General features: G+C 55.8%; 23 protein-coding genes. 7 read left to right on the top strand and 16 right to left on the bottom strand.

Annotated features, from left to right (window positions below):
* Nucleotide 1 precedes the first annotated feature (1 nt).
* The 16 genes from L6R44_RS10240 to leuO all read right to left on the bottom strand — a co-directional run bounded on the left by L6R44_RS10240 (nucleotide 2) and on the right by leuO (nucleotide 18,872).
* Nucleotides 2-925 carry a D-alanine--D-alanine ligase gene (locus L6R44_RS10240; protein ID WP_237424066.1) on the bottom strand — a complete coding sequence of 308 codons (924 nt, stop codon included), beginning with the start codon at nucleotides 923-925 and terminating at the stop codon, nucleotides 2-4.
* Nucleotides 918-2,393: a UDP-N-acetylmuramate--L-alanine ligase gene (murC, locus tag L6R44_RS10235; RefSeq protein ID WP_237424065.1), complete on the bottom strand. Its 1,476-nt coding sequence runs from the start codon at nucleotides 2,391-2,393 to the stop codon at nucleotides 918-920. The genes L6R44_RS10240 and murC overlap by 8 nt, the downstream gene beginning before the upstream one ends.
* 56 nt (nucleotides 2,394-2,449) lie before the next feature.
* Nucleotides 2,450-3,514, bottom strand: a complete 1,065-nt coding sequence (gene murG, locus L6R44_RS10230) for an undecaprenyldiphospho-muramoylpentapeptide beta-N-acetylglucosaminyltransferase (RefSeq protein WP_237424064.1) — start codon at nucleotides 3,512-3,514, stop codon at nucleotides 2,450-2,452.
* Nucleotides 3,511-4,755 carry a cell division protein FtsW gene (gene ftsW, locus L6R44_RS10225; RefSeq protein ID WP_032644064.1) on the bottom strand — a complete coding sequence of 415 codons (1,245 nt, stop codon included), beginning with the start codon at nucleotides 4,753-4,755 and terminating at the stop codon, nucleotides 3,511-3,513. The genes murG and ftsW overlap by 4 nt, the downstream gene beginning before the upstream one ends.
* Nucleotides 4,755-6,071: a UDP-N-acetylmuramoyl-L-alanine--D-glutamate ligase gene (gene murD, locus L6R44_RS10220; RefSeq protein WP_237424063.1), complete on the bottom strand. Its 1,317-nt coding sequence runs from the start codon at nucleotides 6,069-6,071 to the stop codon at nucleotides 4,755-4,757. The genes ftsW and murD overlap by 1 nt, the downstream gene beginning before the upstream one ends.
* Before the next feature lie 2 nt (nucleotides 6,072-6,073).
* Nucleotides 6,074-7,156 carry a phospho-N-acetylmuramoyl-pentapeptide-transferase gene (mraY, locus tag L6R44_RS10215; RefSeq protein WP_008501985.1) on the bottom strand — a complete coding sequence of 361 codons (1,083 nt, stop codon included), beginning with the start codon at nucleotides 7,154-7,156 and terminating at the stop codon, nucleotides 6,074-6,076.
* A complete protein-coding gene (murF, locus tag L6R44_RS10210; RefSeq protein ID WP_237424062.1) occupies nucleotides 7,150-8,508 on the bottom strand; it encodes a UDP-N-acetylmuramoyl-tripeptide--D-alanyl-D-alanine ligase in 1,359 nt (452 codons plus the stop codon). The genes mraY and murF overlap by 7 nt, the downstream gene beginning before the upstream one ends.
* Nucleotides 8,505-9,992, bottom strand: coding sequence for a UDP-N-acetylmuramoyl-L-alanyl-D-glutamate--2,6-diaminopimelate ligase (gene murE / locus L6R44_RS10205; protein ID WP_237424061.1), 1,488 nt, complete (start codon nucleotides 9,990-9,992; stop codon nucleotides 8,505-8,507). Before murE ends, murF begins: the two co-directional genes overlap by 4 nt.
* Nucleotides 9,979-11,745, bottom strand: a complete 1,767-nt coding sequence (locus L6R44_RS10200; RefSeq protein ID WP_032644060.1) for a peptidoglycan glycosyltransferase FtsI — start codon at nucleotides 11,743-11,745, stop codon at nucleotides 9,979-9,981. Before L6R44_RS10200 ends, murE begins: the two co-directional genes overlap by 14 nt.
* A 15-nt stretch (nucleotides 11,746-11,760) precedes the next feature.
* Nucleotides 11,761-12,126, bottom strand: a complete 366-nt coding sequence (gene ftsL / locus L6R44_RS10195; RefSeq protein WP_008501989.1) for a cell division protein FtsL — start codon at nucleotides 12,124-12,126, stop codon at nucleotides 11,761-11,763.
* Nucleotides 12,123-13,064 (bottom strand): 16S rRNA (cytosine(1402)-N(4))-methyltransferase RsmH, encoded by a 942-nt coding sequence (rsmH, locus tag L6R44_RS10190; RefSeq protein WP_021240527.1) that lies wholly within the window; start codon nucleotides 13,062-13,064, stop codon nucleotides 12,123-12,125. The genes ftsL and rsmH overlap by 4 nt, the downstream gene beginning before the upstream one ends.
* A 2-nt stretch (nucleotides 13,065-13,066) precedes the next feature.
* Entirely contained in the window at nucleotides 13,067-13,525 is a 459-nt protein-coding gene (gene mraZ, locus L6R44_RS10185) for a division/cell wall cluster transcriptional repressor MraZ (RefSeq protein ID WP_032642561.1), read from the bottom strand.
* Between the two features lie 599 nt (nucleotides 13,526-14,124).
* Nucleotides 14,125-15,132 (bottom strand): catabolite repressor/activator, encoded by a 1,008-nt coding sequence (gene cra, locus L6R44_RS10180; protein WP_032644059.1) that lies wholly within the window; start codon nucleotides 15,130-15,132, stop codon nucleotides 14,125-14,127.
* A 179-nt stretch (nucleotides 15,133-15,311) separates the two neighbouring features.
* Nucleotides 15,312-15,803 (bottom strand): acetolactate synthase small subunit, encoded by a 492-nt coding sequence (gene ilvN / locus L6R44_RS10175; RefSeq protein WP_023334498.1) that lies wholly within the window; start codon nucleotides 15,801-15,803, stop codon nucleotides 15,312-15,314.
* A 1-nt stretch (nucleotide 15,804) separates the two neighbouring features.
* Entirely contained in the window at nucleotides 15,805-17,529 is a 1,725-nt protein-coding gene (ilvI, locus tag L6R44_RS10170) for an acetolactate synthase 3 large subunit (RefSeq protein WP_237424060.1), read from the bottom strand.
* A gap of 380 nt (nucleotides 17,530-17,909) precedes the next feature.
* Nucleotides 17,910-18,872 carry a transcriptional regulator LeuO gene (leuO, locus tag L6R44_RS10165; protein WP_279238172.1) on the bottom strand — a complete coding sequence of 321 codons (963 nt, stop codon included), beginning with the start codon at nucleotides 18,870-18,872 and terminating at the stop codon, nucleotides 17,910-17,912.
* A gap of 588 nt (nucleotides 18,873-19,460) precedes the next feature.
* Between leuO and leuL the strand changes: the two genes are divergently transcribed.
* The 7 genes from leuL to L6R44_RS10135 all read left to right on the top strand — a co-directional run bounded on the left by leuL (nucleotide 19,461) and on the right by L6R44_RS10135 (nucleotide 26,060).
* On the top strand, nucleotides 19,461-19,547 hold the full coding sequence (gene leuL / locus L6R44_RS24995; RefSeq protein WP_071530973.1) for a leu operon leader peptide: 87 nt from the start codon (nucleotides 19,461-19,463) through the stop codon (nucleotides 19,545-19,547).
* A 91-nt stretch (nucleotides 19,548-19,638) separates the two neighbouring features.
* Nucleotides 19,639-21,210 (top strand): 2-isopropylmalate synthase, encoded by a 1,572-nt coding sequence (gene leuA, locus L6R44_RS10160; protein ID WP_237424059.1) that lies wholly within the window; start codon nucleotides 19,639-19,641, stop codon nucleotides 21,208-21,210.
* On the top strand, nucleotides 21,210-22,301 hold the full coding sequence (gene leuB / locus L6R44_RS10155; protein WP_032644055.1) for a 3-isopropylmalate dehydrogenase: 1,092 nt from the start codon (nucleotides 21,210-21,212) through the stop codon (nucleotides 22,299-22,301). Before leuA ends, leuB begins: the two co-directional genes overlap by 1 nt.
* A gap of 2 nt (nucleotides 22,302-22,303) precedes the next feature.
* Nucleotides 22,304-23,704 (top strand): 3-isopropylmalate dehydratase large subunit, encoded by a 1,401-nt coding sequence (leuC, locus tag L6R44_RS10150; RefSeq protein ID WP_032644054.1) that lies wholly within the window; start codon nucleotides 22,304-22,306, stop codon nucleotides 23,702-23,704.
* 10 nt (nucleotides 23,705-23,714) lie between these two features.
* Nucleotides 23,715-24,320, top strand: coding sequence for a 3-isopropylmalate dehydratase small subunit (gene leuD, locus L6R44_RS10145; protein ID WP_237424058.1), 606 nt, complete (start codon nucleotides 23,715-23,717; stop codon nucleotides 24,318-24,320).
* 161 nt (nucleotides 24,321-24,481) lie between these two features.
* Nucleotides 24,482-25,372 (top strand): cation diffusion facilitator family transporter, encoded by an 891-nt coding sequence (locus L6R44_RS10140; protein WP_237424057.1) that lies wholly within the window; start codon nucleotides 24,482-24,484, stop codon nucleotides 25,370-25,372.
* Between the two features lie 106 nt (nucleotides 25,373-25,478).
* Nucleotides 25,479-26,060 carry a cytochrome b/b6 domain-containing protein gene (locus L6R44_RS10135; protein WP_237424056.1) on the top strand — a complete coding sequence of 194 codons (582 nt, stop codon included), beginning with the start codon at nucleotides 25,479-25,481 and terminating at the stop codon, nucleotides 26,058-26,060.
* Nucleotides 26,061-26,070 lie beyond the last annotated feature (10 nt).

Genomic DNA, 26,070 nt, shown 5'->3' with positions numbered 1-26,070 from the left:
ATCAGCCCGCCGCCTGGTCCAGGATGCGTACGACTAACTGCGAGAAGCTCATCCCCGCCTGACGCGCCGCCATCGGCACAAGGCTGTGGCTGGTCATTCCCGGAGAGGTATTCGCTTCCAGCAGATAAAATTGCCCGTCACTGTCCTGCATCACGTCGATGCGTCCCCAACCCTGGCATCCCAAAACATGCCAGGCTTTAAGCACCAGGGACTGTAAATCGGCTTCACGCTCAGCTTCAAGGCCACTTGGGCAGAAATATTGCGTCTCATCAGAGAGATACTTCGCCTCATAATCATAGAAGACTCCAGCGGGTTGGATACGGATTGACGGTAAAATTTCTTCGCCAAGCATCGCGACGGTAAATTCCGGCCCGCTAAGCCATTTTTCTACCAGAACTTCATCATCATGTTGAAATGCCAGCGCTAAAGCGGACGCTAAATCGTCAGCTTTGTCGACTTTGGACATTCCCACGCTGGAGCCTTCCCGGCTTGGCTTTACAATAACCGGTAAGCCCAGATCAGCAATGCGTGCATTAACGCTATCCGGCAGGCCCAATTCAAATTCGCGACGCGTCAGTGCCACCCAGGGTGCGACAGGTAGCCCTGCGCCCTGCCACAGCAGCTTGCTGCGCAGTTTATCCATAGAGATAGCGGAAGCCATCACGCCGCTGCCGGTGTACGGCAGGCCGATCAGATCCAGAAGCCCCTGCAGGGTGCCGTCTTCACCGCCGCGACCATGTAAAGCGATAAAGACTTTATCGAAGCCCATGGCCTTTAATTGCGTCACGTCGACCTCTTTTGGATCGACCAGGTGCGCATTGACGCCACCTTCACGCAGGCCAGCCAGCACGGCCGCGCCGGAGTTCAGAGAAACCTCGCGCTCGGCGGAGGTGCCGCCGGACAGGACAGCAATCTTATCAGCCATGATGCTCATCCTCCTGGTTTTGCGGCTTCAGTTTGATTTCAGCTAAGGTACGGGCGATTTTGCCGATATTTCCCGCGCCCTGGATCAGAATCAAATCGTTACCTGTCAGGACCGGTGCCAGAATATCCGCCACCTGTGCCGGGTCAGAAACCAAAATAGGGTCAACTTTACCGCGTCCGCGGATTGTGCGACACAAAGAACGGCTGTCAGCCCCAGGAATCGGAGTTTCGCCCGCTGCATAAACGTCCAGCATCAGCAATGTATCCACCTGCGACAGTACGCTGGCGAAATCGTCATACAGATCGCGGGTGCGCGTGTAGCGGTGGGGCTGGAAGATCATGACCAGATTTTTTTCAGGCCAGCCCGCGCGAGCGGCTTTGATGGTCGCGTCCACCTCGGTTGGATGGTGACCGTAGTCGTCCACCAGCATCGCGGTGCCGGCTTTACCGTTGACGGCCTCCAGCGGGAATTCACCGAGGAAATCGAAGCGACGGCCGGTGCCCTGGAAGCTTTCCAGCGCGCGCAGGATCGCGTCATCATCAATGCCTTCTTCCGTCGCGACGGCCACTGCCGCGGCCGCATTGAGGGCATTATGGCGCCCTGGCGCATTCAGCGTCACGTGCAGCAGCTCTTTGTCCTGACGCGCCAGCGTGAAGTGCCCCTGCGCGCCGATCTGTTTGTACCCTTCGACGCGAACGTCAGCGTCTTCACTGAAGCCGTAGGTGGTAATTTGACGCCCGACGCGCGGCAGCAGCTCGCGGATCACCGGATCGTCTACGCACATCACCGCGCGCCCGTAGAACGGCAGGTTGTGCAGGAAGTTGATAAAGGTCTGCTTTAAGTTCTCGAAGTCACCCTGGTAGGTATCCATATGGTCAGCTTCGATGTTAGTAACAATCGCCACCATCGGCTGCAGGTGCAGGAACGACGCGTCGCTCTCATCCGCTTCCGCAATCAGATAACGGCTGTGGCCGAGACGCGCGTGTACGCCTGCGGCTTTCACCAGACCGCCGTTGACGAACGTCGGGTCGAGGCCCGCTTCCGCATAAATACTGGAGACCATCGCCGTGGTCGTGGTTTTACCGTGGGTCCCGGCAATCGCGATGCCGTGACGGAAACGCATCAGTTCCGCCAGCATTTCTGCACGGCGGATCACCGGAATGCGCGCGTCGTGCGCGGCAACGATTTCCGGGTTGTCAGAGGAGATGGCGCTTGAGACCACCACCACGCTCGCATCGCGCACGTTTTCCGGACGATGGTTAAAATAGATGGTCGCCCCAAGCGACGCCAGCTGCTGCGTAACAGGGTTTGGCGCCAGGTCAGATCCGCTGATCTGATAGCCTTCGTTAGCTAACACTTCGGCAATACCGCCCATGCCGGCACCACCGATGCCAACAAAGTGAATGTGCCGGACGCGACGCATCTCGGGCACGATTGAACGCAGTTTTGCCAGTTGTTGTGTATTCATTCTCTAAACGCCATCGACTACTTAAAATTCGTGCCGCGCTTTACGCGCTGCGAGGGTTAAGCCTGGGCTGCCAGGCTCACTTCTTTTGCCACCCGTTCCGTCGCATCAGGGATAGCCGTCGCGCGCGCGCGCTCGGCCATCTCAAGCAATACGTCTCTGTTCCAGCCCGCCAGGGTGGTGGCGACCGCGTCGGCGGTAAAGTATGGCTGCTCAAATATCTTCGCCGCACCGGCTTTCTCGAGCGGCAGCGCATTCCAGTACTGCTGTCTGTCTTTGTGCTGGAACGGCACAAACAGCGCTGGCAAACCGGCGGCAGCAATCTCGCTCACCGTCAGCGCGCCAGAGCGGCAAACCACGACATCGGCCCAGGCATACGCTGCCGCCATGTCGTCGATAAACTCTGTGACTTTATGCTGCGGTTGCCCCGCCTCGGCGTAGGCCTGCTCAACGGTCTGCTGAGCGCCTTTTCCGCTCTGGTGCCAGATGGTTACGGCATCTGCGAGCTGTGCGGCTACCTGCGGCATCGTCTGGTTTAAAATGCGTGCGCCCTGAGAGCCGCCCACGACCAGGACACGCACCGGCCCTTCACGGCCCGTCAGGCGAGCGTCCGGCAGCGGCAGCGCCAGCACGTCCACGCGCACCGGGTTACCCACCACGTCCGCTTTCGGGAACGCGCCGGGAAATGCCTGCATAACTTTGGTGGCGATTTTCGCCAGCCATTTGTTGGTCAGACCGGCAATACCGTTCTGCTCATGCAGCACGACGGGAATACCTAACGACCACGCCGCCAGCCCGCCGGGACCAGAGACATAGCCGCCCATTCCCAGCACCACATCGGGCTTAAAGCGCTTCATGATGGTGCGCGCCTGACGCCAGGCGTTAAAAATGCGCACCGGTGCCAGCAGCATTGCCTTGAGGCCTTTGCCCCGAAGGCCGGAAATACGAATAAAGTCGATCTCGATACCGTGCTTCGGTACCAGATCGGCCTCCATGCGGTCTGCGGTTCCCAGCCAGCGTACCTGCCAGCCCTGATCCATTAAATGGTGCGCAACCGCCAGCCCCGGGAACACGTGTCCGCCGGTACCGCCTGCCATCACCATTAACCGCTTCGGTTGATTCATCGTGAACCTCGTGTAAACGCCTGGGCTTTTTCCAGGCGCGTCTCATAATCTATGCGCAACAACAGCATGATGGCCGTCGACATGATCAACAGACTGGAACCACCATAACTGATCAACGGCAACGTCAGACCTTTGGTCGGCAGCATGCCCGCTGCGGCCCCGACGTTAACCAATGCCTGGAAGCTAAACCAGATACCAATTGAGCAGGCCAGGAAGCCTGAGAAGCGGTGATCGATCTCCAGCGCTTTCCGGCCAATCGACATGGCGCGGAAAGCGACGAAGAATACCATTAATAGCGCTAATACCACACCGATATAACCCAGTTCTTCCCCAATAATGGAGAAGATGAAGTCAGTGTGCGCTTCCGGTAAATACTCCAGTTTCTGTACCGAGTTACCCAGCCCCTGCCCCCAGAGTTCACCGCGACCAAAGGCCATCAGCGACTGCGTCAGCTGATAACCGCTGCCGAACGGATCTTCCCACGGGTTCCAGAACGAGGTCACGCGGCGGATACGGTAAGGCTCGGCGAGGATCAGCAGCACTACCGCTGAAATCCCCATTCCGATGATGGCGATGAACTGCCACAGCTTGGCCCCTGCCAGGAACAGCATCGCCAGCGTCGTGACAAACAGCACCACCACGGTACCGAGGTCAGGCTGCGCCAGCAGCAATACCGCCAGCACCAGAATCACGCCCATCGGTTTTAAGAAGCCGCGAAGGTTGTTACGCACCTCATCTACCTTACGCACCAGGTAGTTCGCCAGGTAGCAGAACAGCGAAAGCTTGGTGAATTCCGCAGGCTGAATGCGCAGCGGACCAAAGGCAATCCAGCGCGATGCCCCGTTAACGGAGCTCCCCACCACCAGCACGATCAGCAGCATGATAATTGACGCAATCAGCATCGCCGTACTGTGCCGCTGCCAGAATGCCATCGGCAGACGCAGGGTCACCAGCGCCAGACAGAACGCCAGGATGATGTACAGCCCGTCACGCTTGGCAAACAGGAAGGGATCGTTAGCCAGACGCTGTCCAACGGGCATCGAGGCCGAGGTCACCATGATAAAGCCGATCGCCGCCAGCCCCAGCGTAAGCCAGAACAGGGTGCGGTCGTACATAATCAGGCTATCGGAGTCTTTTTCCCGCGAAGCCATCACCCAGCCTTTCAGTGCCGCAAACAGCCACACCAGAATTCCAAATCCTGGCAGACGCGGCATTTTCAGGCGAGGGAGAGATAAACGCATCAGCCTAACTCCTTCGCCAGACGGGTAAAGACATCACCACGCTGTTCGAAATTCTTGAATTGATCGAGGCTGGCACAGGCCGGAGAGAGCAGCACCATGTCGCCCGGCTTCACGCGAGGCGCGATAAGCCGCATCGCCTGTTCCATGGTGTCGGTTTGCTCGGCAACCTCAGGGCGCAGTTCAGCCAGCTCGCTGCCGTCGCGGCCGAAGCAGTACAGACGGATGTTATCCCCGGAAAGATACGGCTTGAGGGACGAGAAATCAGCGGATTTACCGTCGCCGCCCAGCAGCAGATGCAGGGTACCGTCAACGTGCAGGCCGTTCAGCGCGGCCTCCGTGCTGCCCACGTTGGTCGCCTTAGAGTCGTTGATCCAGCGCACGCCGTTGTGCTCCAGCGCCAGCTGGAAGCGGTGCGCCAGGCCGGAAAACGTGGTTAACGCTTTCAGGCTTGAGGAGCGCGGCAGGCCAACAGCATCCGCCAGCGCCAGCGCCGCCAGCGCATTGGTATAGTTATGCTGGCCAGAGAGCTTCATCTCTTTCACGTTCAGTACTTTCTCACCTTTCACCCGCAGCCAGGTTTCACCCAGCTGGCGGTTCAGATGATAATCACCCATGGTGATGCCGAAGCTGATACAGCGATCGTCCGCGCCGCGTACCGGCATGGTCAGCGCGTCATCGGCGTTCACCACGCAGACTTTGGCATTTTCATACACGCGCAGCTTGGCGGCGCGGTACTGCTGCAGACCAAATGGATACCTGTCCATATGATCTTCCGTCACGTTAAGGATCGTCGCAGCGGCGGCGTGCAGGCTGGAGGTTGTTTCCAGCTGGAAGCTGGAAAGTTCCAGAACATAGAGTTCGCAGCCTTTGTCCAGCAGCATCAGAGCAGGCAAGCCGATGTTACCGCCGACGCCGACGTTCATGCCTGCCGCTTTCGCCATTTCACCCACCAGGGTGGTGACGGTGCTCTTTCCGTTAGAACCGGTAATGGCGATAACGGGGGCCTGCGCTTCGCGGCAGAACAGCTCGATATCGCCGACAATCTCAACGCCCGCATCCGCGGCAGCGCTCAGCGAAGGGTGCGCCAGCGCCATACCAGGGCTGGCGACAATCAGATCGGCTGCCAGCAGCCAGTCATCATTCAGACCACCAAGGTGGCGTTCAACCTGTTCCGGCAGCTTGTCCAGACCCGGCGGAGAGACACGCGTATCCATCACCCGCGGCGTCACGCCGCGCGCGAGGAAAAAGTCCACGCAGGAGAGGCCCGTGAGGCCCAACCCGATGATAACGACTTTTTTGCCCTGGTAATCTGCCATGATTAACGTACCTTCAGCGTTGCCAGGCCAATCAGCACCAGCATCAGCGAAATAATCCAGAAGCGCACAATCACGCGCGGCTCCGGCCAGCCTTTCAGTTCATAGTGGTGGTGAATCGGCGCCATACGGAAGATGCGCTGACCGCGCAGCTTGAAGGAACCGACCTGCAAAATCACCGACAGGGTTTCAACCACAAACACGCCGCCCATGATCACCAGCAGGAACTCCTGACGCAGCAGTACGGCGATAATGCCGAGCGCACCGCCCAAAGCCAGAGAACCGACGTCACCCATAAAGACCTGAGCCGGATAGGTGTTGAACCACAGGAAACCCAGCCCCGCGCCGACAATCGCCGTACAGACGATCACCAGCTCACCCGCGTGTCGCAGATAAGGGATGTGCAGGTAGTTCGCAAAGTTCATGTTACCGGTCGCCCAGGCCACCAGCGCAAAACCGGCCGCCACGAAGACGGTAGGCATAATGGCGAGGCCATCCAGACCGTCGGTCAGGTTAACGGCGTTGCCGGTGCCGACAATCACAAAGTAGGCCAGCAGGATGTAGAACAGCCCCAGCTGCGGCATCACGTCCTTAAAGAACGGCACGACCAGCTCGGTTGCCGGCGTGTCTTTCCCGGCCAGATAGAGCGCAAAGGCCACGCCCAGCGCAATCACCGACATCCAGAAGTACTTCCAGCGGGCAATCAGGCCCTTCGTATCTTTGCGAACGACTTTGCGGTAATCATCCACAAAACCAATGATCCCATAGCCCACCAGCACGGTAAGCACGCACCAGACGTATGGGTTAGACGGATACGCCCACAGCAGTACGGAAACAACGATGGCCGTCAGGATCATGATCCCGCCCATAGTCGGCGTGCCGCGTTTACTGAAGTGCGATTCCGGGCCGTCGTTACGCACAACCTGGCCGAAAGAGAGTTTTTGCAGACGGGCAATCATGCGCGGGCCCATCCACAGCGAGATGAACAGCGCAGTCAGCAGGCTGACGATGGCGCGAAACGTCAGATACGAAAAGACGTTAAAGCCTGAATAATATTTGACCAAATGTTCGGCCAGCCAAACTAACATGTCCCGTTCTCCTGTAATGCGTGCACAACCTCTTCCATGGCGGCACTACGTGAACCTTTCACTAACACAGTCACAATTTGTTTTTCTGTCATCAATGCTTTGAGGCGTTCAATCAACGCCGCTTTATCGGCAAAATGCTCGCCAACGCCGCTGGCCTGGCTTATCGCCTGGCTCAGTTTTCCTGCGCTCAGGACACGGTCCAGCCCCGCCGCTTTCGCCGCTTCACCGACCTGGGTATGACAGGCTTCGCTTTCGTCGCCCAGCTCTGCCATGTCGCCAACCACCATGATGCGATAGCCCGGCATTTCCGATAGCACCTGCACCGCCGCCGTCATTGAGCCAACGTTCGCGTTGTAGGAGTCATCCAGCAGCAGCTTGTTTTCCGAAAGCGGAATCGGGAACAGACGCCCCGGTACGGCTTTCAGGTTCGCCAGCCCGGCTTTGATCGCCTCATGCGGCGCGCCGACCGCCGTCGACAACGCCGCCGCCGCAAGCGCATTGGCGATGTTATGACGCCCCGGCAGCGGCAGCAGCACGTCCACACCACCCGTTGGGGTCGTGAGGGTGAACTCCGTGCCGTGCGACGTCACATGGATATTGGTCGCGGTAAAATCACTGTTGGCCGCATTCGGCGAGAAGCGCCAGGTTTTACGCGACCCAATGATGCTCTGCCAGTTCAGCCAGTCGTTGTTATCGGCGTTCAGAATGGCAATACCGTTATCCGGCAGGCCGGTATAAATCTCGCCTTTGGCTTTCGCTACGCCTTCCAGCGAACCAAAGCCCTCCAGATGCGCCGCCGCGAGGTTATTCACCAGCGCCGCTTCCGGGCGCGTCAGGCTCACGGTCCAGGCGATTTCACCCTGATGGTTTGCTCCTAGCTCGATCACCGCATAGTCATGCTCTTTGGTCAGGCGCAGTAACGTCATCGGCACGCCGATGTCGTTATTGAGGTTGCCCGCGGTATAAAGCGTGTTGCCGCACTGGCTGAGGATCGCCGCCGTCATCTCTTTCACCGACGTTTTGCCCGATGACCCGGTGAGCGCGACGACGCGCGCAGGTACCTGCTGACGAACCCAGGCAGCCAGCTCGCCGAACGCGAGACGCGTATCTTTCACCACAACCTGCGGCAGATCGACATCAAGCTTGCGGCTGACCAGAAGCGCACCCGCGCCGTTTTCTTTGGCCTGTTCGGCAAAATCATGCGCGTCAAAACGTTCGCCCTTCAGCGCCACGAACAGACAGCCTGCCGTGACTTTGCGGGTGTCCGTCGTCACGGCATCAATGGTCAGGTCTTGCCCATGCAGGTCGCCGTGCAGCAGCGCAGCGGCCTGGCTTAACGAAAGGCTAATCATGCGACGACTCCCAGCAGGCGTGCTGCCGTTACGCGATCCGAGTAGTCCAGACGGCGATTGCCAACGATCTGATAATCTTCATGGCCTTTGCCCGCCAGCAGAACCACGTCGTTTTCTTTGGCCTGCATGATGGCGTTGGTCACGGCTTCCGCACGGCCTTCCACGACGCGCGCGCGGCCCGCGTCCAGCATGCCCGCCAGAATGTCATTGATGATGGCGCGCGGCTCTTCCGTACGCGGGTTGTCATCGGTAACAACCGGAATATCCGCAAACTGCTCCGCAATCGCGCCCATCAGCGGGCGCTTGCCTTTGTCGCGATCGCCGCCGCAGCCAAACACGCACCAGAGCTTACCGGTACAGTGCAGGCGCGCCGCTTCCAGCGCTTTTTCCAGCGCGTCCGGCGTGTGGGCATAATCAACCACGACGGTCGGCTTGCCCGGCGCGCTGAACACTTCCATACGGCCGCAAACCGGCTGCAGACGCGCTGAGGTTTTCAGCAGTTCCGCCATCGGATAACCCAGCGCCAGCAGCGTCGCCAGCGCCAGCAGCAGGTTGCTGACGTTAAACGCCCCCATCAGGCGGCTTTCAATTTCACCTTCACCCCAGGAAGAGGCAAAGCGAATGGTCGCCCCGCTGTCGTGATAGTTCACCTCAACCGCCTTCAGCCAGCGGCCGTGGCAGTTCGGATTAATATGGTCTTCCATCGACACGGCAACCGCATCCGGCAGCTTCGCCAGCCAGCGGCGTCCGACTTCATCGTCGGCATTGATGATCGCCTGACCACAGTGGTGAGTGGAATAGAGCAGCCATTTCGCGGCTTCGTAATGCTCCATATCACCATGATAATCAAGATGATCGCGGCTCAGGTTGGTAAACACGGATGCCGCAAATTTCAGCGCCGCGACGCGGTGCTGTACCAGACCGTGTGAAGAAACTTCCATTGCGGCAAAGGTTGCGCCCTGCCCTGCCAGACCGGCAAGCACGTGCTGGACGTCAACCGCCGAACCGGTGGTGTTTTCCGTCGGGCTCACTTTGCCCAGCAGGCCGTTGCCCACGGTTCCCATCACCGCACCGGTTTCACCCAGCAGTTGGGCCCACTGCGCCATCAGCTGCGTGGTGGTGGTTTTTCCGTTGGTGCCCGTTACGCCAACCAGACGCAGCTGGTCGGAAGGTTCGTGATAAAAACGTCCCGCCAGCGCGGAAAGACGCTCGTTCAACTGGATGAGATAGATAACCGGCACGCCGTGCATTTCACGGATCTCACCGTCGGTTGCCTCATCTTTAGCCTCAGCAATAATGGCAGCCACACCTTGCGCAATCGCCTGCGGGATATAACGACGCCCGTCCGCCTGATGACCGACCACCGCCACAAAAAGATCGCCAGAAGCCGCTACGCGGCTGTCCAGTACCATCTCTCGCAGTGCTCGCTCCGGTGCGTTTGGCACCCACGGAGCGAGAAGGTCGCGCAAATTACGATCTGCCACCTGTACCCTCGCCTTGATTAATTACAAATTCACTTTTTTCGCCCGTCGCCAGCGCATCCGGTTCAATGTTCATGGTGCGTAACACGCCGCCCATGATGGCCCCGAACACGGGCGCGGAGACGGCGCCGCCGTAGTATTTACCCGCCTGTGGATCGTTGATTACGACCACCAGCGCAAAACGCGGATTGCTTGCAGGCGCTACGCCTGCGGTATAGGCAATGTATTTGTTGATGTAGCGGCCGTCTGGCCCCACTTTTTTCGCCGTACCGGTTTTAATGGCAATGCGGTAGCCTTTGATAGCCGCCTTCACGCCGCCGCCGCCGGGCAGCGCCACGCTTTCCATCATGTGCACAACGGTACGAACGGTGGATTCCGGGAAGATACGCTCACCGGGAACCGGTGGATCAACTTTGGTAATCGACAGCGGACGATAAACGCCATAGCTGCCGATCGTTGCGTAGACTCGCGCTAACTGTAACGGGGTTACCATTAGCCCGTAGCCGAAAGAGAAGGTGGCCCTCTCTATGTCAGACCACCGTTGTTTTTGAGGATATAAGCCACTGCGTTCTCCGACCAACCCCAAATTGGTCGCCTTTCCAAGCCCAAAACGTGAGTAAGTCTCTACTAACGCTGAGGACGGCATCGCTAACGCCAGCTTAGAAACGCCGACGTTACTCGACTTCTGCAACACCCCGGTCAGGGTCAATTCGCTATAACGTGCCACGTCTTTGATTTCGTGACCGTTAATTCGGTAAGGAATGGTATTCAGTACGGTGTTTTCATTCACGATACCGCGCTGAAGTGCAGTCATGACCACCATCGGCTTAACGGTCGAGCCCGGCTCGAAGACGTCGGTGATGGTACGGTTACGCATCACATCCTTCTGCGTGCCGGTCAGGTTGTTCGGGTTGTAGGACGGGCTATTGGCCATCGCCAGCACCTCACCCGTGTTGACATCCACCAGCACGGCGCTGCCCGACTCCGCCTTGTTAAACGCCACGGCGTTGTTCAGCTCGCGGTAAACCAGCGCCTGCAGACGTTCATCAATGCTTAGCGCAAGGTTGTGCGCCGCCTGGCTGTCCGTTGAGGAAATATCCTCGATCACGCGACCGTAGCGGTCTTTACGCACGATACGTTCGCCCGGCTGGCCGGTAAGCCATTTATCAAAGCTTTTTTCGACGCCTTCAATCCCCTGGCTATCGACGTTGGTAAAGCCAATGAGGTGAGCGGTCACTTCGCCGGATGGATAGTAACGACGGGATTCCTCACGCAGATGGATCCCCGGCAGCTTCAGTTTTTTGATGTAGTCCGCCATGTCAGGGTTCACCTGACGCGCCAGATAGATAAAACGCCCTTTCGGGTTTGTATTCACGCGTGACGCCAGCTGGTCCAGCGGCATCTTCAGCGCATCGGCAAGCGCCTTCCAGCGGTTATCCAGCGTGATCCCGCCCGCGTCATGCAGTTCTTTCGGATCGGCCCAGATCGCCTTCACCGGCACGCTCACCGCCAGCGGACGGCCAGAGCGGTCGGTGATCATCCCGCGGGATGTCGATACTTCCTGAACGCGCAGAGAGCGCATGTCGCCCTGGCGCACCAGCATGTCAGGGGCGACGATTTGTAGCCAGGCTACGCGTCCCAGCAGAAAACCCAGAGCGAGTAAAATGCAGCCGCAAAGCAACGCAAAACGCCAACTGATAAAGTTGGCCTGTTCTTCCTGACGTTTTGGTTTTAGCGTTTTTGCCGCTGCTTTCATGCGTCGCGTTTTCCCTTATTTTTGTACTACGATATTTTCCTGTGAAGGATCAACATGCTGCAGCTGCAGCTTCTCCGTTGCGATCCGTTCAACCCGGCTGTGATCGCCGAGCGCGTTTTCTTCAAGGATCAGATTTCGCCATTCAATATCCAGCGCATCGCGTTCCAGTACCATCTGCTCGCGTTGCGCAGTCAATAAACGTGTGTGGTGAGCGGTGGTCACCACCGTAACCGCTGTGACAATGATGCAAATGAACAGACAGAGTGGCAGTTTCCCAAACCGCAAAAGATCGTCGCCGATCACGCCAGGCAAGGCATGGCGCTCGTTGCTTCCTAACGAATCCTTAACTTTGCTTAGGGTCTCTGTCACTCTGCCGATCATGCGTTCGTCCTCTCTGCAACACGCAGCACTGAACTACGGGCGCGTGGATTCTCTGCCACTTCTTCTTCGCCCGGCATCAACTTGCCTAATGCTCGCAACTGACGGCCACCCAGCTTCCTGAGTTGTTCTTCCGTCATCGGCAGCCCCGCTGGCACCTGTGGACCGCGGCTTTGTTCACGCATAAAGCGTTTCACAATACGGTCTTCCAGCGAATGGAAGCTGATGATGGATAACCGCCCACCCGGGGCCAGCACGTCGAGCGAGCTTTTTAGCGCCAGCTCTATTTCCTCCAGTTCACTGTTTACCCAGATGCGAACCGCCTGGAAGGTACGGGTCGCGGGATGTTTGTGCTTATCCTTCACCGGCGTCGCCGCCGCGATCACCTCGGCCAACTCTTTGGTGCGGGTCATTGGCTCAATACGATTGCGCTCAACGATGGCGCGCGCAATACGTTTGCCAAAGCGCTCTTCGCCGAACGTTTTGATGACCCATGCAATATCGGCTTCGTCAGCGGTCTGTAACCACTCCGCGGCAGACTGACCGCGCGTCGGATCCATGCGCATGTCCAGCGGACCGTCACGCATAAAGGAGAAACCGCGCTCAGCATCATCAAGTTGGGGTGAAGAGACGCCAAGATCGAGAAGAATCCCGTCGATCTTGCCCGTCAGGCCGCGCTCGGCAACGTAATCCGCGAGCGCAGAGAAAGGTCCATGCACGATGGAAAAGCGTGGGTCATTGATGGTCTGCGCAACGGCAATAGCCTGCGGATCGCGATCGATTGCCAGCAGACGCCCTTCCTCTCCAAGCTGGGAGAGAATCAAACGCGAGTGACCACCGCGACCAAACGTGCCATCAATGTAGATGCCATCCGGACGAATGTTCAGACCGTTCACGGCCTCGTCCAGTAACACCGTTTTATGTTTATAATTTTCCATCATATTTATAGAGACAAGTCCTGCAGCCGTTCCGATAATGTCGCGGAATCAGACTGCTCAGCGTCGATATCTTCCTTGACCTGTTGATACCAGGTCGTTTCATCCCACAGCTCAAACTTGTTGAACTGCCCGACCAGCATCACTTCTTTGGTCAGACCGGCATGTTGCCGTAACACAGGGGCAATCAGTAATCGCCCTGCGTTATCCATCTGACATTCACTGGCATGTCCCAATAACAGCCGCTGCACGCGGCGTTCCTGCGGGTTCATGCTCGACAGTCGCGACAGCTTTTGCTCAATAATTTCCCATTCGGGCAAGGGGTAAAGCAGCAGGCAGGGGGAGTTAATGTCAATGGTGCAAACCATTTGACCCGCAGCGTTCTCAATCAGCCGGTCGCGGTATCGGGTTGGTACCGATAAACGCCCTTTGCTGTCGAGATTGACTAACGTAGCTCCACGGAACATGCCAGTCACACCCCTCCTCACCACTTTAACCCACAAATTCCCACCTAAAGGAGTTTACGGAGCGAGGGAAAAGCTTGTCAAGCCAGGACTCTCCCTATAAGGACTCGAAAGCCCTCTATTTACAGAGATAAACAGTCCTGGTTAATAACTGCACAACTGGCGAGGCAAAATTAACGTTATGAATATTTGTAAGAAAAAAACCGAATATGCACACTAGCGTTAAGGCTCACTCAATATCATCGCAGATAAATATAAAGTGTCAGTTTGCGACGCGGGCAGCATTTTATGACAGATTCCCGGGGGATAACAGCGCCAGATTCACCCAGGCGCCCGGTAAGCGCGGCGGTTGGCGCGTAAGCTGGCAAAGGCGGAGGAAAAACGTCTGAATATTCATCGCCCGAAGAGGGTTTGTAACAAAATAATACAAATAGTGCTGCTTAAAATTACCCGGACGTTCTTTAAATGGGCAATTTAAAAGCCAGAATGAATTAAGAAAATGGGTGATTACGATCCTGCAAGAATTATCCTAATTTCTCTCCGGGAATTATCTACACGAAATATCGCAACAAAATGGGGCAGATTTCGCCGCCCCAGTCGTTTCATTTTTGGCGGCTTAAAATTCCGCGATGGTAGAGATTACGTTTGATACGCGTCAGGCCCGGCTTCGGTTTGCGCGGCTCATCCAGGCTTGCCAGCACGATCTCAAGCACGCGTTCAGCCACATCGCGGTGACGCTGGGCAACCGCCAGCACCGGGCACTGGAGGAAATCGAGCAGCTCGTTATCCCCAAACGTGGCAATCGCCAGGTCGGACGGCAGTTTACCTTCACGGCGCAAGGTCACATCCATGACGCCCTGCAGGAGCGCAAACGAGGTGGTGAACAGCGCCTGAGGCATCGGATGCGTTTCCAGCCATTTCTCGAACAGCTGCGCAGCCGCTTCACGCTCGTAGCTATTGGCATAAAGGTAGTGAACCTCGCGCGGATCGTCTTTCCAGGCGGTTCTGAATCCCTGCTCGCGCAGGAAGCTCACGGAAAGCTCGGGCAGCGCGCCAAGATACAGCACCGTTTCAGCGGGGAATGTTCTCAGCTCTGCGGCCAGCATTTCTGCATCATCCTGATCCGCACCCACGACGCTGGTGAAATGCTCGCGATCGAGCGCGCGATCCAGCGCAACGATAGGGAACGCGTCGTTCGCCCAGCGCTGGTAGAAAGGATGCTCGGGCGGTAGGGAGGTCGACACGATGATAGCATCCACCTGACGCTGAAGCAGATGCTCAATGCAGCGCATCTCGTTGTCGGGCTGGTCTTCCGAGCAGGCGATCAGCAATTGATAGCCGCGCTGGCGCGCCTGACGTTCAAGATAGTTGGCGATACGGGTATAGCTGGTATTTTCCAGATCCGGGATCACCAGACCAATAGAGCGGGTACGCCCGGCGCGCAGGCCGGCAGCGACAGCATTCGGATGGTAGTTATGTTCACGAACCACCGCCATAACTTTTTCAACGGTCTTATCGCTGACACGGTACTGCTTTGCTTTACCGTTAATCACATAGCTGGCCGTTGTTCGTGACACGCCGGCTAGCCGGGCGATTTCATCCAGTTTCACAATTGCCCCTTAAAAAAAGAAAAGAGTCCATGGCCCTGTCAAGGTTATGGTTAAATCTTTTAACATCTAAACGCAGAAAAGCCTTCGCGGCAACCGCTTTTATCTGCGTTATCGGCTGATTACGCAAAAAAAAGCCCGGCTTTGGTGACCGGGCAGAAAGAGGCGAACCTTTTTGACAACTAACGCATGATTTTCTCGCCGCGTGACAGGCCCACAACACCCGATCTCGCGACCTCAACAATTTTTGCGACATCCCGCACGGACGCGAGGAAAGCATCCAGCTTGTCGCTTGTCCCGGCCAGTTGAACCGTATAAAGAGAAGGCGTGACGTCAATGATCTGTCCGCGGAAAATGTCCGCATTGCGTTTGACTTCATCACGCCCGTAGCCGCTGGCCTGAATTTTTACCAGCATAACTTCACGCTCAACGTAAGCACCCTGCCCCAGCTCGCTCACGCGCAGCACGTCGACCAGCTTATGCAGCTGCTTCTCAATCTGCTCGAGCACTTTGGCATCGCCGACGGTTTGGATCGTCATGCGCGACAGCGTCGGGTCTTCCGTCGGAGCAACGGTCAGGCTTTCAATGTTATAGCCGCGCTGCGCAAAAAGGCCAATGACGCGCGACAGTGCGCCAGACTCGTTTTCCAGTAAAACAGATAATATCCGGCGCATATCAGGTTCTCTCCGTTTTGCTTAACCACATTTCATCCATACCACCACCACGAATATGCATCGGATAAACGTGCTCGGTCCCATCAACAATGACATCCATAAAGACGAGGCGGTTGTTTTTAACGTGCTCAAGCGCCTGAGCGAGCTTCGTTTCCAGCTCAGCCGGATCGGCCACCCGCATGCCTACGTGGCCGTAAGCTTCAGCAAGACGAACAAAGTCCGGCAGCGATTTCATGTAGGACTGGGAATGACGGCCAGAGTAGATCATATCCTGCCACTGCTTCACCATGCCGAGATACCCGTTATTCAGGTTCAGCACCAGAACCGGCAGTTCATATTGCAACGCGGTAGACAGCTCCTGAATGTTCATCTGAATGCTGCCATCACCGGTCACGCAGACGACGGTTTCATTCGGCAACGCCAGCTTCACGCCCAGCGCGGCGGGCAGGCCAAAGCCCATGGTGCCTAAACCACCGGAGTTGATCCAGCGTCGCGGTTTATCAAATGGGTAATACAGAGCGGCAAACATCTGGTGCTGCCCGACGTCTGAGGTCACATACGCCTCACCTTTCGTCAGGCGCCACACCGTTTCAATGACCGCCTGCGGCTTAATGTTTTCACTTTGCGCGTCATATTTCAGGCACTGACGCGCGCGCCACTGTTCAATTTGCTGCCACCAGTCGCGGATCTCATCCAGCGGTTGAGACGTGCTTTCGTGGGTCAGCAGATCCAGCATTTGCTCCAGAACCTGACGGGCATCTCCGACGATCGGTACATCGGCAGACACCGTCTTTGAAATCGACGTAGGATCGATATCAATGTGCAGCACGGTGGCGTTCGGGCAATACTTCGCCAGGTTGTTGGTGGTGCGATCGTCAAAGCGCACGCCGACGGCAAAAATGACATCGGAATGGTGCATCGTCATATTGGCTTCATAGGTACCGTGCATACCCAGCATGCCCAGCGCCTGACGGTGGGTGGCGGGGAACGCCCCGAGCCCCATCAGTGACGACGCAACAGGCAGGTTAAGCTTTTCGATCAGCTCACGAAGCTGTGGCTCACACGCAGAATTGATTGCCCCACCGCCGACATAGACCACCGGTTTTTTAGCGGCCAGCAGCGTCTGCAGCGCCCGCTTGATCTGGCCTTTGTGGCCCTGCGTTGTAGGGTTGTAAGAACGCATGCTGACCGAGTCCGGCCAGACGTAGGGCAGCCTGTTTGCCGGGTTCAGGATATCTTTCGGCAGATCGACCACCACCGGTCCAGGGCGTCCACTTGCCGCCAGCCAGAAGGCTTTTTTCAGCACGCCGGGAATGTCTTCGGTTTGCTTAACCAGAAAGCTGTGCTTCACAACGGGACGCGAAATCCCGACCATGTCGCACTCCTGGAACGCATCGTAGCCGATGAGTGAGGTTGCCACCTGCCCGGAGAGGATCACCAGCGGGATGGAGTCCATATACGCTGTCGCAATGCCGGTAATGGCGTTTGTTGCGCCGGGGCCGGAGGTCACTAACACTACGCCCACTTCACCCGTCGCACGCGCCAGGCCGTCAGCCATGTGTACCGCCGCCTGCTCGTGACGCACCAGAACATGGTCAATGCCCCCTACCGTATGCAGCGCATCATAAATATCGAGGACCGCACCGCCAGGGTAGCCGAACACTTGCTTTACGCCCTGATCGATCAGCGACCGAACGACCATTTCCGCGCCAGACAACATCTCCATGCTTTGCCTCCAGGCATTTTGTTATAGACGGACTGCCGAATTCATTTCCGCACCGTCTTACGATTGGGCTAAACCAATCTTATATTTTGCAGAGTGTTCTTTACCTTAACCGCTCGTTATGAGGCAGGCAATTAGCAAACCCGGGGAGATAAACGGTGCGTAAAGCAGAAAAAGCAGCCGTTAACAGAAGATATGGTTATTTCTTCTGGGAAGAGAGGATGGGGTGATAAATCATCGCTGAAAAGCGCGACAATGCAGGAAATCATCTATTTTTACGCGCCGGAGAGCAGCCCGAAAAAAAACATCGCAGAACAAAATAGCAATTATGCAAAAGAACTCAGGATAAATCGCATGAACCAATGCAATTTATCCTGATGCGTTTACCGGCGGCAGATGCTCACCAGCAGCTCCTCCATCCACTGATGCCCTTTATCCCGGCCCGCCGCCTCGTGCCAGGAAAGATAACAGGTACGGCTATTTAGCTTGAGCGGCAGAGGCAAAATTTGCAGATTTAAAGGGTCAGAAAACTCTTCTGCCAGCCAGCGCGGCGCAATCGCTACCAGCTGAGTCTGGGAGACCACGTTTAATACGCTCACCATGGCCATACCCTGATAGGCTACGCTCGCCTGTTTATCCGCAGTGTCATACCACGGCAGGCTAAAGGAAGCATATCTGTCGAGTGCAACAACGGCGTGCTGCTCGTTATAAACATCGCTTTCGCGCAGCGGAGAATTGAGGCGCGGATGCTTTTTACTGGCGACCAGAACCATTTCATCTTTAAACAGCGGCACGCAGGAAAATTCTGGACGACGGAACTCTTCATATCCGAGAACGAATTCGATCTCCTGATAGCGTAACTGATGTTCCGTGTTTTGATTCAGGGATGATTTAAAAACCAGATTGATATTGGGTGCGATCTCTTCAACTTTATTATAAATCACCGACGTTAAATAATTATCTAAGGGGCTACAGACACAAAGATGGAATACGCGTTCGCTGCTTAAGGGTTCAAAGCCCGATCCCGGCAGCTCATTTTGCACCAACTGCAGCGCCTGACGGATAGAGCCGAACAGCTGGAATGCACGCGCCGTAGGCTGGATCCCTCTTCCGTAGCGAACAAATAATTCGTCGTTAAACATGACTTTAAGTCTGGCAACGGCATTACTCACGGCAGGTTGTGACATCCCCAACGCCTGGGCTGCGCGGGTGATATTTTGCTCCTGCATGACAGCATCAAATACCGTCAGAAGATTAAGATCCACCGTGCGTAACTGCGGTTTAATCCCATCAGTAGCTTGAGGTTGTTTAATATTATTTTCTGGCACTTCTGACTCCACTGTCACGCTACACTCCCTTTGCCACCGTAAGGTAATAATCTCGAAAAATATGATTTATCATGCAAATACGATCAGCGAAAGAGAATCACTTAAAATTCGGAATATATAAAGACTCTATATTAACGAAATCTAATGAGCGCAAATGATATGTTTGACTTTAGGATTTAAATGAAACCATAAACCAGACGAATATACAATTGCCAGCAGGTTAATGATGACTTAAGTATTATTAAACTGTTATCGCTATTGACCTGCTGTGAGTTAACAGCCTGTTATCTCCCTTCGCTTTCCAGCATTCTGGAATAGATTCACTGCAATTATAACTCAATGATATCAAAACCGTTTAAACACAATGCGTCCTTTTATAGACATTTCACGCATTTTTAAACAATTATATTTATTCGTTCTGCAACGCTTTTCTTAAGTCCAAAATTAGACAATTCGTCGGTTCTGGAAAGCCAAAACCAGCACAATTAGCTAAAGTAAATCCCCTGCCGATTCCGTCTGTCGGGCCCGTTTTCATCCTCAGGGGTTGACATGAATGGCCGTATCCAGTACCACTAAAAGCATATTGAATTTAACGGAGCACGATTCATGATTCGCACCATTCGTTTCACCGGTCTACTACTACTAAACGCATCCACTGTGCGCGGTAGACTGGCGGGCGAAATTCAGCGTTGAATCGTCACCAGTAAGACTAAAAACCCGCGCCACTGCGCGGGTTTTTTTATGCTCGTAGCAAGGCGCCCTAAGACTGACAAGGACCTAACCCATGAGCCAGCAAGTCATTATTTTCGATACTACTTTACGTGACGGTGAACAGGCATTGCAGGCAAGCCTGAGTGTAAAAGAGAAACTGCAGATCGCGCTGGCTCTCGAACGTATGGGTGTCGACGTGATGGAAGTCGGTTTCCCGGTCTCGTCCCCGGGTGATTTCGAATCCGTCCAGACTATCGCGCGCACCATTAAAAACAGCCGCGTGTGTGCCCTGGCGCGCTGCGTAGAGAAAGATATCGACGTTGCCGCCGAGTCGCTGAAAGTCGCCGAAGCGTTCCGTATCCACACCTTTATTGCCACCTCGCCTATGCACATCGCTACCAAGCTGCGCAGCACGCTGGATGAGGTGATTGAGCGCGCGGTCTACATGGTTAAGCGTGCGCGCAACTATACCGATGACGTTGAATTCTCCTGTGAAGATGCGGGCCGTACGCCAATCGAAGACCTGGCGCGTGTGGTAGAAGCCGCCATCAACGCGGGCGCAAAAACCATCAACATCCCGGACACCGTCGGCTACACCATGCCGTTTGAGTTCTCCAACATCATCACCGGCCTGTATGACCGCGTACCCAACATTGATAAGGCAATTATCTCGGTCCACACCCACGATGATTTGGGCCTGGCCGTCGGCAATGCCATCGCCGCCGTCCACGCCGGCGCGCGTCAGGTAGAAGGCGCGATGAACGGTATCGGCGAACGCGCGGGCAACTGTTCGCTGGAAGAAGTGATCATGGCGATCAAAGTGCGCAAAGACATTATGAACGTGCACACCCGCATCAATCACAACGAAATCTGGCGCACCAGCCAGACCGTCAGCCAGATTTGCAACATGCCCATTCCGGCGAACAAAGCGATTGTCGGCACCGGCGCCTTCGCGCACTCCTCCGGTATTCACCAGGATGGCGTGCTGAAGAACCGCGAAAACTACGAAATCATGACCCCGGAATCTATCGGTCTGAATCAGGTGCAGCTGAACCTGACCTCCCGCTCCGGCCGCGCGGCGGTGAAGCACCGCATGGAGGAGATGGGTTATAAGGACAGCGATTACAACATGGATCAGCTGTACGACGCGTTCCTGAAGCTGGCCGATAAAAAAGGTCAGGTCTTCGACTACGACCTGGAAGCGCTGGCCTTTATTAACAAGCAGCAGGAAGAGCCAGAGCACTTCCGTCTGGATTATTTCAACGTACAGTCCGGCTCCAGCGACATCGCTACCGCCTCGGTCAAACTGGCCTGCGGCGATGACATTAAAGCAGAGGCCGCGAACGGCAACGGCCCCGTCGACGCCATCTATCAGGCCATTAACCGCGTCACCGAGTACGACGTTGAGCTGGTGAAATATGACCTGACGGCCAAAGGCCACGGTAAAGATGCGCTGGGTCAGGTGGATATCGTCGTCAATTATAACGGTCGTCGTTTCCACGGCGTGGGCCTGGCGACCGATATCGTCGAATCCTCCGCAAAAGCGATGGTGCACGTTTTGAACAACATCTGGCGCGCCGCCGAAGTCGAAAAAGAGTTGCAACGCAAAGCTCAGAATAAAGAGAACAACAAGGAAACCGTGTAATGTCGAAGAATTACCATATTGCTGTGTTGCCGGGCGACGGTATTGGCCCGGAAGTGATGGCACAGGCGCTGAAAGTACTGGAAGCCGTTCGCTCGCGTTTTGCGATGAAAATCACCACCAGCCACTACGATGTGGGCGGTATTGCGATTGATAACCACGGTACGCCGCTGCCAAAAGCGACCGTGGAAGGCTGCGAACATGCCGACGCCGTGCTGTTTGGCTCCGTCGGTGGCCCAAAATGGGAACACCTGCCGCCGGCTGAACAGCCAGAGCGCGGCGCGCTGCTGCCGCTGCGCAAGCATTTCAAGCTGTTCAGCAACCTGCGTCCGGCGAAGCTGTATCAGGGTCTGGAAGAGTTCTGCCCGCTGCGCGCGGATATCGCCGCCAACGGTTTCGACATTCTGTGCGTGCGTGAACTGACCGGGGGGATCTATTTCGGTCAACCAAAGGGCCGCGAAGGCAGCGGTCAGCATGAAAAAGCGTTTGATACCGAGGTGTATCACCGTTTCGAAATCGAACGAATCGCCCATATCGCGTTTGAGTCTGCGCGCAAACGCCGTCATAAAGTGACTTCTATTGATAAAGCGAACGTGCTGCAGTCGTCCATTTTGTGGCGCGAGATCGTCAGCGAAGTGGCTAAGCAGTACCCGGACGTCGCGCTGTCGCACATGTACATCGACAACGCAACCATGCAGCTGATTAAGGATCCGTCCCAGTTTGACGTGCTGCTGTGCTCCAACCTGTTCGGCGACATTTTGTCAGACGAGTGCGCGATGATCACCGGCTCCATGGGCATGCTGCCCTCCGCGAGCCTGAACGAAGAAGGCTTTGGCCTGTATGAGCCCGCGGGCGGTTCCGCCCCGGATATCGCAGGTAAAAACATCGCTAACCCGATTGCGCAGATCCTCTCCCTGGCCCTGCTGCTGCGCTACAGCCTGGATGCAGGTGATGCAGCAACCGCAATTGAAAACGCCATTAACCGGGCGTTAGAAGAAGGCGTCCGTACCGGTGATTTAGCACGCGGCACGGCGGCTGTTAGTACTGATGAAATGGGCGACATCATTGCCCGCTATGTCGCTGAAGGGGTGTAATCATGGCCAAAACCTTATATGAAAAGTTGTTTGATGCGCACGTTGTCCACGAGGCGCCAAACGAAACCCCGCTGCTGTACATTGACCGTCATCTGGTACACGAAGTGACCTCTCCTCAGGCGTTTGACGGCCTGCGCGCGCACAAGCGCCCGGTACGTCAGCCGGGTAAAACCTTCGCGACGATGGACCACAACGTTTCTACCCAGACTAAAGACATTAACGCCTCGGGTGAGATGGCGCGTATTCAGATGCAGGAGCTGATTAAGAACTGCAACGAATTTGGCGTAGAGCTGTACGACCTGAACCACCCTTATCAGGGCATCGTTCACGTGATGGGGCCAGAGCAGGGAATTACCCTGCCGGGCATGACCATCGTCTGCGGCGACTCCCATACCGCAACCCACGGCGCGTTTGGCGCCCTGGCGTTCGGGATCGGCACGTCTGAAGTGGAACACGTGCTGGCGACGCAGACCCTGAAGCAGGGCCGCGCTAAAACCATGAAGATTGAGGTGAAGGGTAAAGCCGCGCCGGGTATTACCGCAAAAGACATCGTGCTGGCCATCATCGGTAAAACCGGCAGCGCAGGCGGCACCGGTCATGTTGTTGAGTTCTGCGGAGACGCCATTCAGGCGCTGAGCATGGAGGGTCGCATGACCCTGTGCAACATGGCGATTGAGATGGGCGCCAAAGCCGGTCTGGTCGCGCCAGATGAAACGACCTTCAACTATGTGAAGGGCCGTCTGCACGCGCCGAAAGGCCAGGATTTTGACGACGCGGTCGCGTACTGGAAAACCCTGAAAACGGATGACGGAGCGACCTTTGACACCGTCGTCACCCTGCAGGCAGAAGAGATTGCGCCTCAGGTGACCTGGGGCACCAATCCGGGCCAGGTGATTTCCGTTAACGACAATATCCCTGACCCGGCATCTTTTACCGATCCGGTCGAGCGCGCCAGTGCGGAAAAAGCGCTGGCCTACATGGGGCTGAAGCCCGGCGTGCCGTTGACCGATGTCGCCATTGATAAAGTCTTTATCGGTTCCTGCACCAACTCCCGTATCGAAGATTTGCGTGCGGCGGCAGAGATTGCCAAAGGCCGCAAAGTGGCGCCCGGCGTGCAGGCGCTGGTGGTTCCAGGCTCCGGCCCGGTGAAAGCCCAGGCGGAAGCCGAAGGTCTGGATAAGATCTTTATCGACGCGGGCTTCGAGTGGCGCCTGCCCGGCTGCTCTATGTGTCTGGCCATGAATAACGATCGCCTGAACCCGGGTGAGCGCTGCGCCTCTACCAGCAACCGTAACTTTGAAGGCCGTCAGGGCCGCGGTGGGCGCACCCATCTGGTCAGCCCGGCAATGGCCGCCGCTGCGGCCGTTACCGGCCATTTCGCCGACATTCGCAGCCTGAAATAAGGAGACAATCATGGCAGAGAAATTTACCCAACATACGGGCCGTGTTGTCCCGCTGGACGCCGCTAACGTTGATACGGACGCGATCATTCCTAAGCAGTTTTTGCAGAAGGTGACGCGTACCGGTTTTGGCGCGCACCTGTTTAACGACTGGCGTTTCCTGGACGATAAAGGCGAAGTGCCTAATCCCGAATTCGTTCTGAACTTCCCGGAATATAAAGGCGCCTCCATCCTGCTGGCGCGGGAAAACTTTGGCTGCGGTTCATCCCGCGAGCACGCGCCGTGGGCGCTCACCGACTACGGCTTCAAAGTGGTCATCGCCCCAAGCTTTGCGGATATCTTTTACGGCAACAGCTTCAACAACCAGCTGCTGCCGGTGACGCTGAGCGATGAGCAAGTCGATGAGCTGTTTGCGCTGGTTAAGGCGAACCCGGGCATGGCGTTTGAAGTGGATCTGGAAGCGGAAGTGGTGAAAGCCGGGGACAAGACCTACAGCTTCAGCATTGACGCGTTCCGCCGTCACTGCATGCTGAACGGTCTGGACAGCATTGGCTTAACTCTCCAGCACGACACGGCGATTGCCTCTTACGAACAAAAACAACCTGCATTTATGAAATAACGCTCCGGCCTGCAGTGCACTCTGCAGGCCGCACTTTACGCTCGTCCCCTCCCATACTGTCATTGCTTCCAACATTAAGCGGATAAAGACGTTATATTTAATGTCAATTTAATATTCCCTGCGCAGAATACTCGCTCAATCAGCTTGTAGCGGAAATCATCATGGAAAAGAAAAATGGCAATGAGTCTCATCTCCGTTCGCGGGAAATACATAAATGCACATTAGTGAGCGTGATAATTAATATTTTACTCACCGGCTTTCAGATACTTGCAGGATTATTTTCCGGCTCGCAAGGGTTAATTGCTGATGGGATTCATTCTCTTTCCGATTTATCCTCTGATTTTGTCGTTCTGATTGCGAATAAAAAAAGTCATAAAGCCTCTGATTTCGATCACCATTACGGTCATCTGCGTTTCGAAAACGGTGCGAAGCTCATTATTGGCGCTATTCTGCTGCTCGTAGGCGTGGGGATGCTGTGGTCCGCAGGCAATAAACTGCTTCACCCCGAGACCCATCAGCTGGTGAAAGGGGCCGCTTTGTGGGTGGCGATACTGGCGCTGGTGGTGAAGGAAAGTTTATTCAGATACATGTTCGCCACGGGAAAACGCATTCAGTCCTCGCTGCTGATTGCCAACGCCTGGCATGCCCGCTCTGACGCCGCGTCGTCCGTGGTTGTCGCTGTTGGTATTGCCGGAAATTTACTGGGTTTTCACGCAATGGACCTGGTTGCGGCTCTGATTGTCGGCATATTCATCGCCCATATGGGTTACAAATTCTCTGCTGATGCCCTGCACGATCTGATGGACCGTTCGCTGGAACCCGAGCTGGAAAACGATATCAAAACGTGCCTGCTGTCAACCGAAGGCGTCACCGGACTCCATGACTTAAAAACCCGCAAGATGGGCGATTTAGCGCTCGTCGATGTTCATCTGGAAGTGAACGGCGAATTAAGCGTAAAAGAAGGGCATCAGATTGCCGTCAATGCCAGAAACAAGGTGATGCAAAACGTTAATGTGCTGAACGTCATGACGCATATTGACCCCGCCCAGTAACCGGAACGCGTAAATAGAGTGTGGCGCACCCGCTAGTTAAGGTTTCGTTAATTAATTTGCGTCACAATGCATCGCATCAGCTCTCTCATTATTGAGGTAAAAAGCGATGAGCCCAACATTGCGTGATACGCTTCCCCATAAAGAAACGCCTTTTCTTGGCGTGCTGCACATTGTTGTTGCCGTGCTGGTATTAGCGCAAATAATTAATTCAAATTTTACCGAAAGTGAAGCCCTCCACGAATCCGGGCTGAACGGAATTGTTACCTGGATCCACGTTATCTCCGGATTTGGTTTAATTTTTTGCGGCATTGCCATGATGGCATGGATGTTAACCCAGCGCGGATTTAAGTATTACTTCGCCTGGCTGGCGCTGGATTTTCGCGGAATCGTTGACGATATTCGTACCCTGACGCAGCGCCAGCTTCCCGACGCGCATGCAGGCGGGATGGCGGCCACGGTGCAGGGTCTTGGCGTGCTGGCGCTGCTGGGCGTGGCGCTCTGCGGGGCAGCCTGGTTCGTGCTGAACGCCACGCTCGGTCCGGTGTCGCCCGTCACGGAATCCGTCCTGGGTTTGCATAAATTCCTGACGGTCTTTATTGAGACCTATTTCTGGGCACACGGCTTCATGGGCCTTGTTCATATGTATCTGACGCTACGCGCGCAGCGTAAATATCAGTATTCCGAATAAAAGGTTCGCA

The sequence above is a fragment of the Enterobacter cloacae complex sp. ECC445 genome, from assembly GCF_021892025.1.
Lineage (GTDB): Bacteria > Pseudomonadota > Gammaproteobacteria > Enterobacterales > Enterobacteriaceae > Enterobacter > Enterobacter chengduensis.
This window is presented reverse-complemented; position numbering and strand designations above follow the sequence as displayed.

Bases quoted from the DNA above. Each gene is read 5' to 3' on its own strand.
- ilvI (WP_237424060.1), bottom strand. From the start codon at position 17,529: ATGGAGATGTTGTCTGGCGCGGAAATGGTCGTTCGGTCGCTGATCGAT.
- murD (WP_237424063.1), bottom strand. From the start codon at position 6,071: ATGGCAGATTACCAGGGCAAAAAAGTCGTTATCATCGGGTTGGGCCTC.
- ftsL (WP_008501989.1), bottom strand. From the start codon at position 12,126: ATGATCGGCAGAGTGACAGAGACCCTAAGCAAAGTTAAGGATTCGTTA.
- mraY (WP_008501985.1), bottom strand. From the start codon at position 7,156: ATGTTAGTTTGGCTGGCCGAACATTTGGTCAAATATTATTCAGGCTTT.
- murG (WP_237424064.1), bottom strand. From the start codon at position 3,514: ATGAATCAACCGAAGCGGTTAATGGTGATGGCAGGCGGTACCGGCGGA.
- L6R44_RS10240 (WP_237424066.1), bottom strand. From the start codon at position 925: ATGGCTGATAAGATTGCTGTCCTGTCCGGCGGCACCTCCGCCGAGCGC.
- L6R44_RS10135 (WP_237424056.1), top strand. From the start codon at position 25,479: ATGAGCCCAACATTGCGTGATACGCTTCCCCATAAAGAAACGCCTTTT.
- leuA (WP_237424059.1), top strand. From the start codon at position 19,639: ATGAGCCAGCAAGTCATTATTTTCGATACTACTTTACGTGACGGTGAA.
- leuC (WP_032644054.1), top strand. From the start codon at position 22,304: ATGGCCAAAACCTTATATGAAAAGTTGTTTGATGCGCACGTTGTCCAC.
- leuD (WP_237424058.1), top strand. From the start codon at position 23,715: ATGGCAGAGAAATTTACCCAACATACGGGCCGTGTTGTCCCGCTGGAC.
- ftsW (WP_032644064.1), bottom strand. From the start codon at position 4,755: ATGCGTTTATCTCTCCCTCGCCTGAAAATGCCGCGTCTGCCAGGATTT.
- L6R44_RS10140 (WP_237424057.1), top strand. From the start codon at position 24,482: ATGGAAAAGAAAAATGGCAATGAGTCTCATCTCCGTTCGCGGGAAATA.
- rsmH (WP_021240527.1), bottom strand. From the start codon at position 13,064: ATGATGGAAAATTATAAACATAAAACGGTGTTACTGGACGAGGCCGTG.
- murC (WP_237424065.1), bottom strand. From the start codon at position 2,393: ATGAATACACAACAACTGGCAAAACTGCGTTCAATCGTGCCCGAGATG.
- ilvN (WP_023334498.1), bottom strand. From the start codon at position 15,803: ATGCGCCGGATATTATCTGTTTTACTGGAAAACGAGTCTGGCGCACTG.
- leuL (WP_071530973.1), top strand. From the start codon at position 19,461: ATGATTCGCACCATTCGTTTCACCGGTCTACTACTACTAAACGCATCC.
- L6R44_RS10200 (WP_032644060.1), bottom strand. From the start codon at position 11,745: ATGAAAGCAGCGGCAAAAACGCTAAAACCAAAACGTCAGGAAGAACAG.
- leuB (WP_032644055.1), top strand. From the start codon at position 21,210: ATGTCGAAGAATTACCATATTGCTGTGTTGCCGGGCGACGGTATTGGC.
- murF (WP_237424062.1), bottom strand. From the start codon at position 8,508: ATGATTAGCCTTTCGTTAAGCCAGGCCGCTGCGCTGCTGCACGGCGAC.
- mraZ (WP_032642561.1), bottom strand. From the start codon at position 13,525: ATGTTCCGTGGAGCTACGTTAGTCAATCTCGACAGCAAAGGGCGTTTA.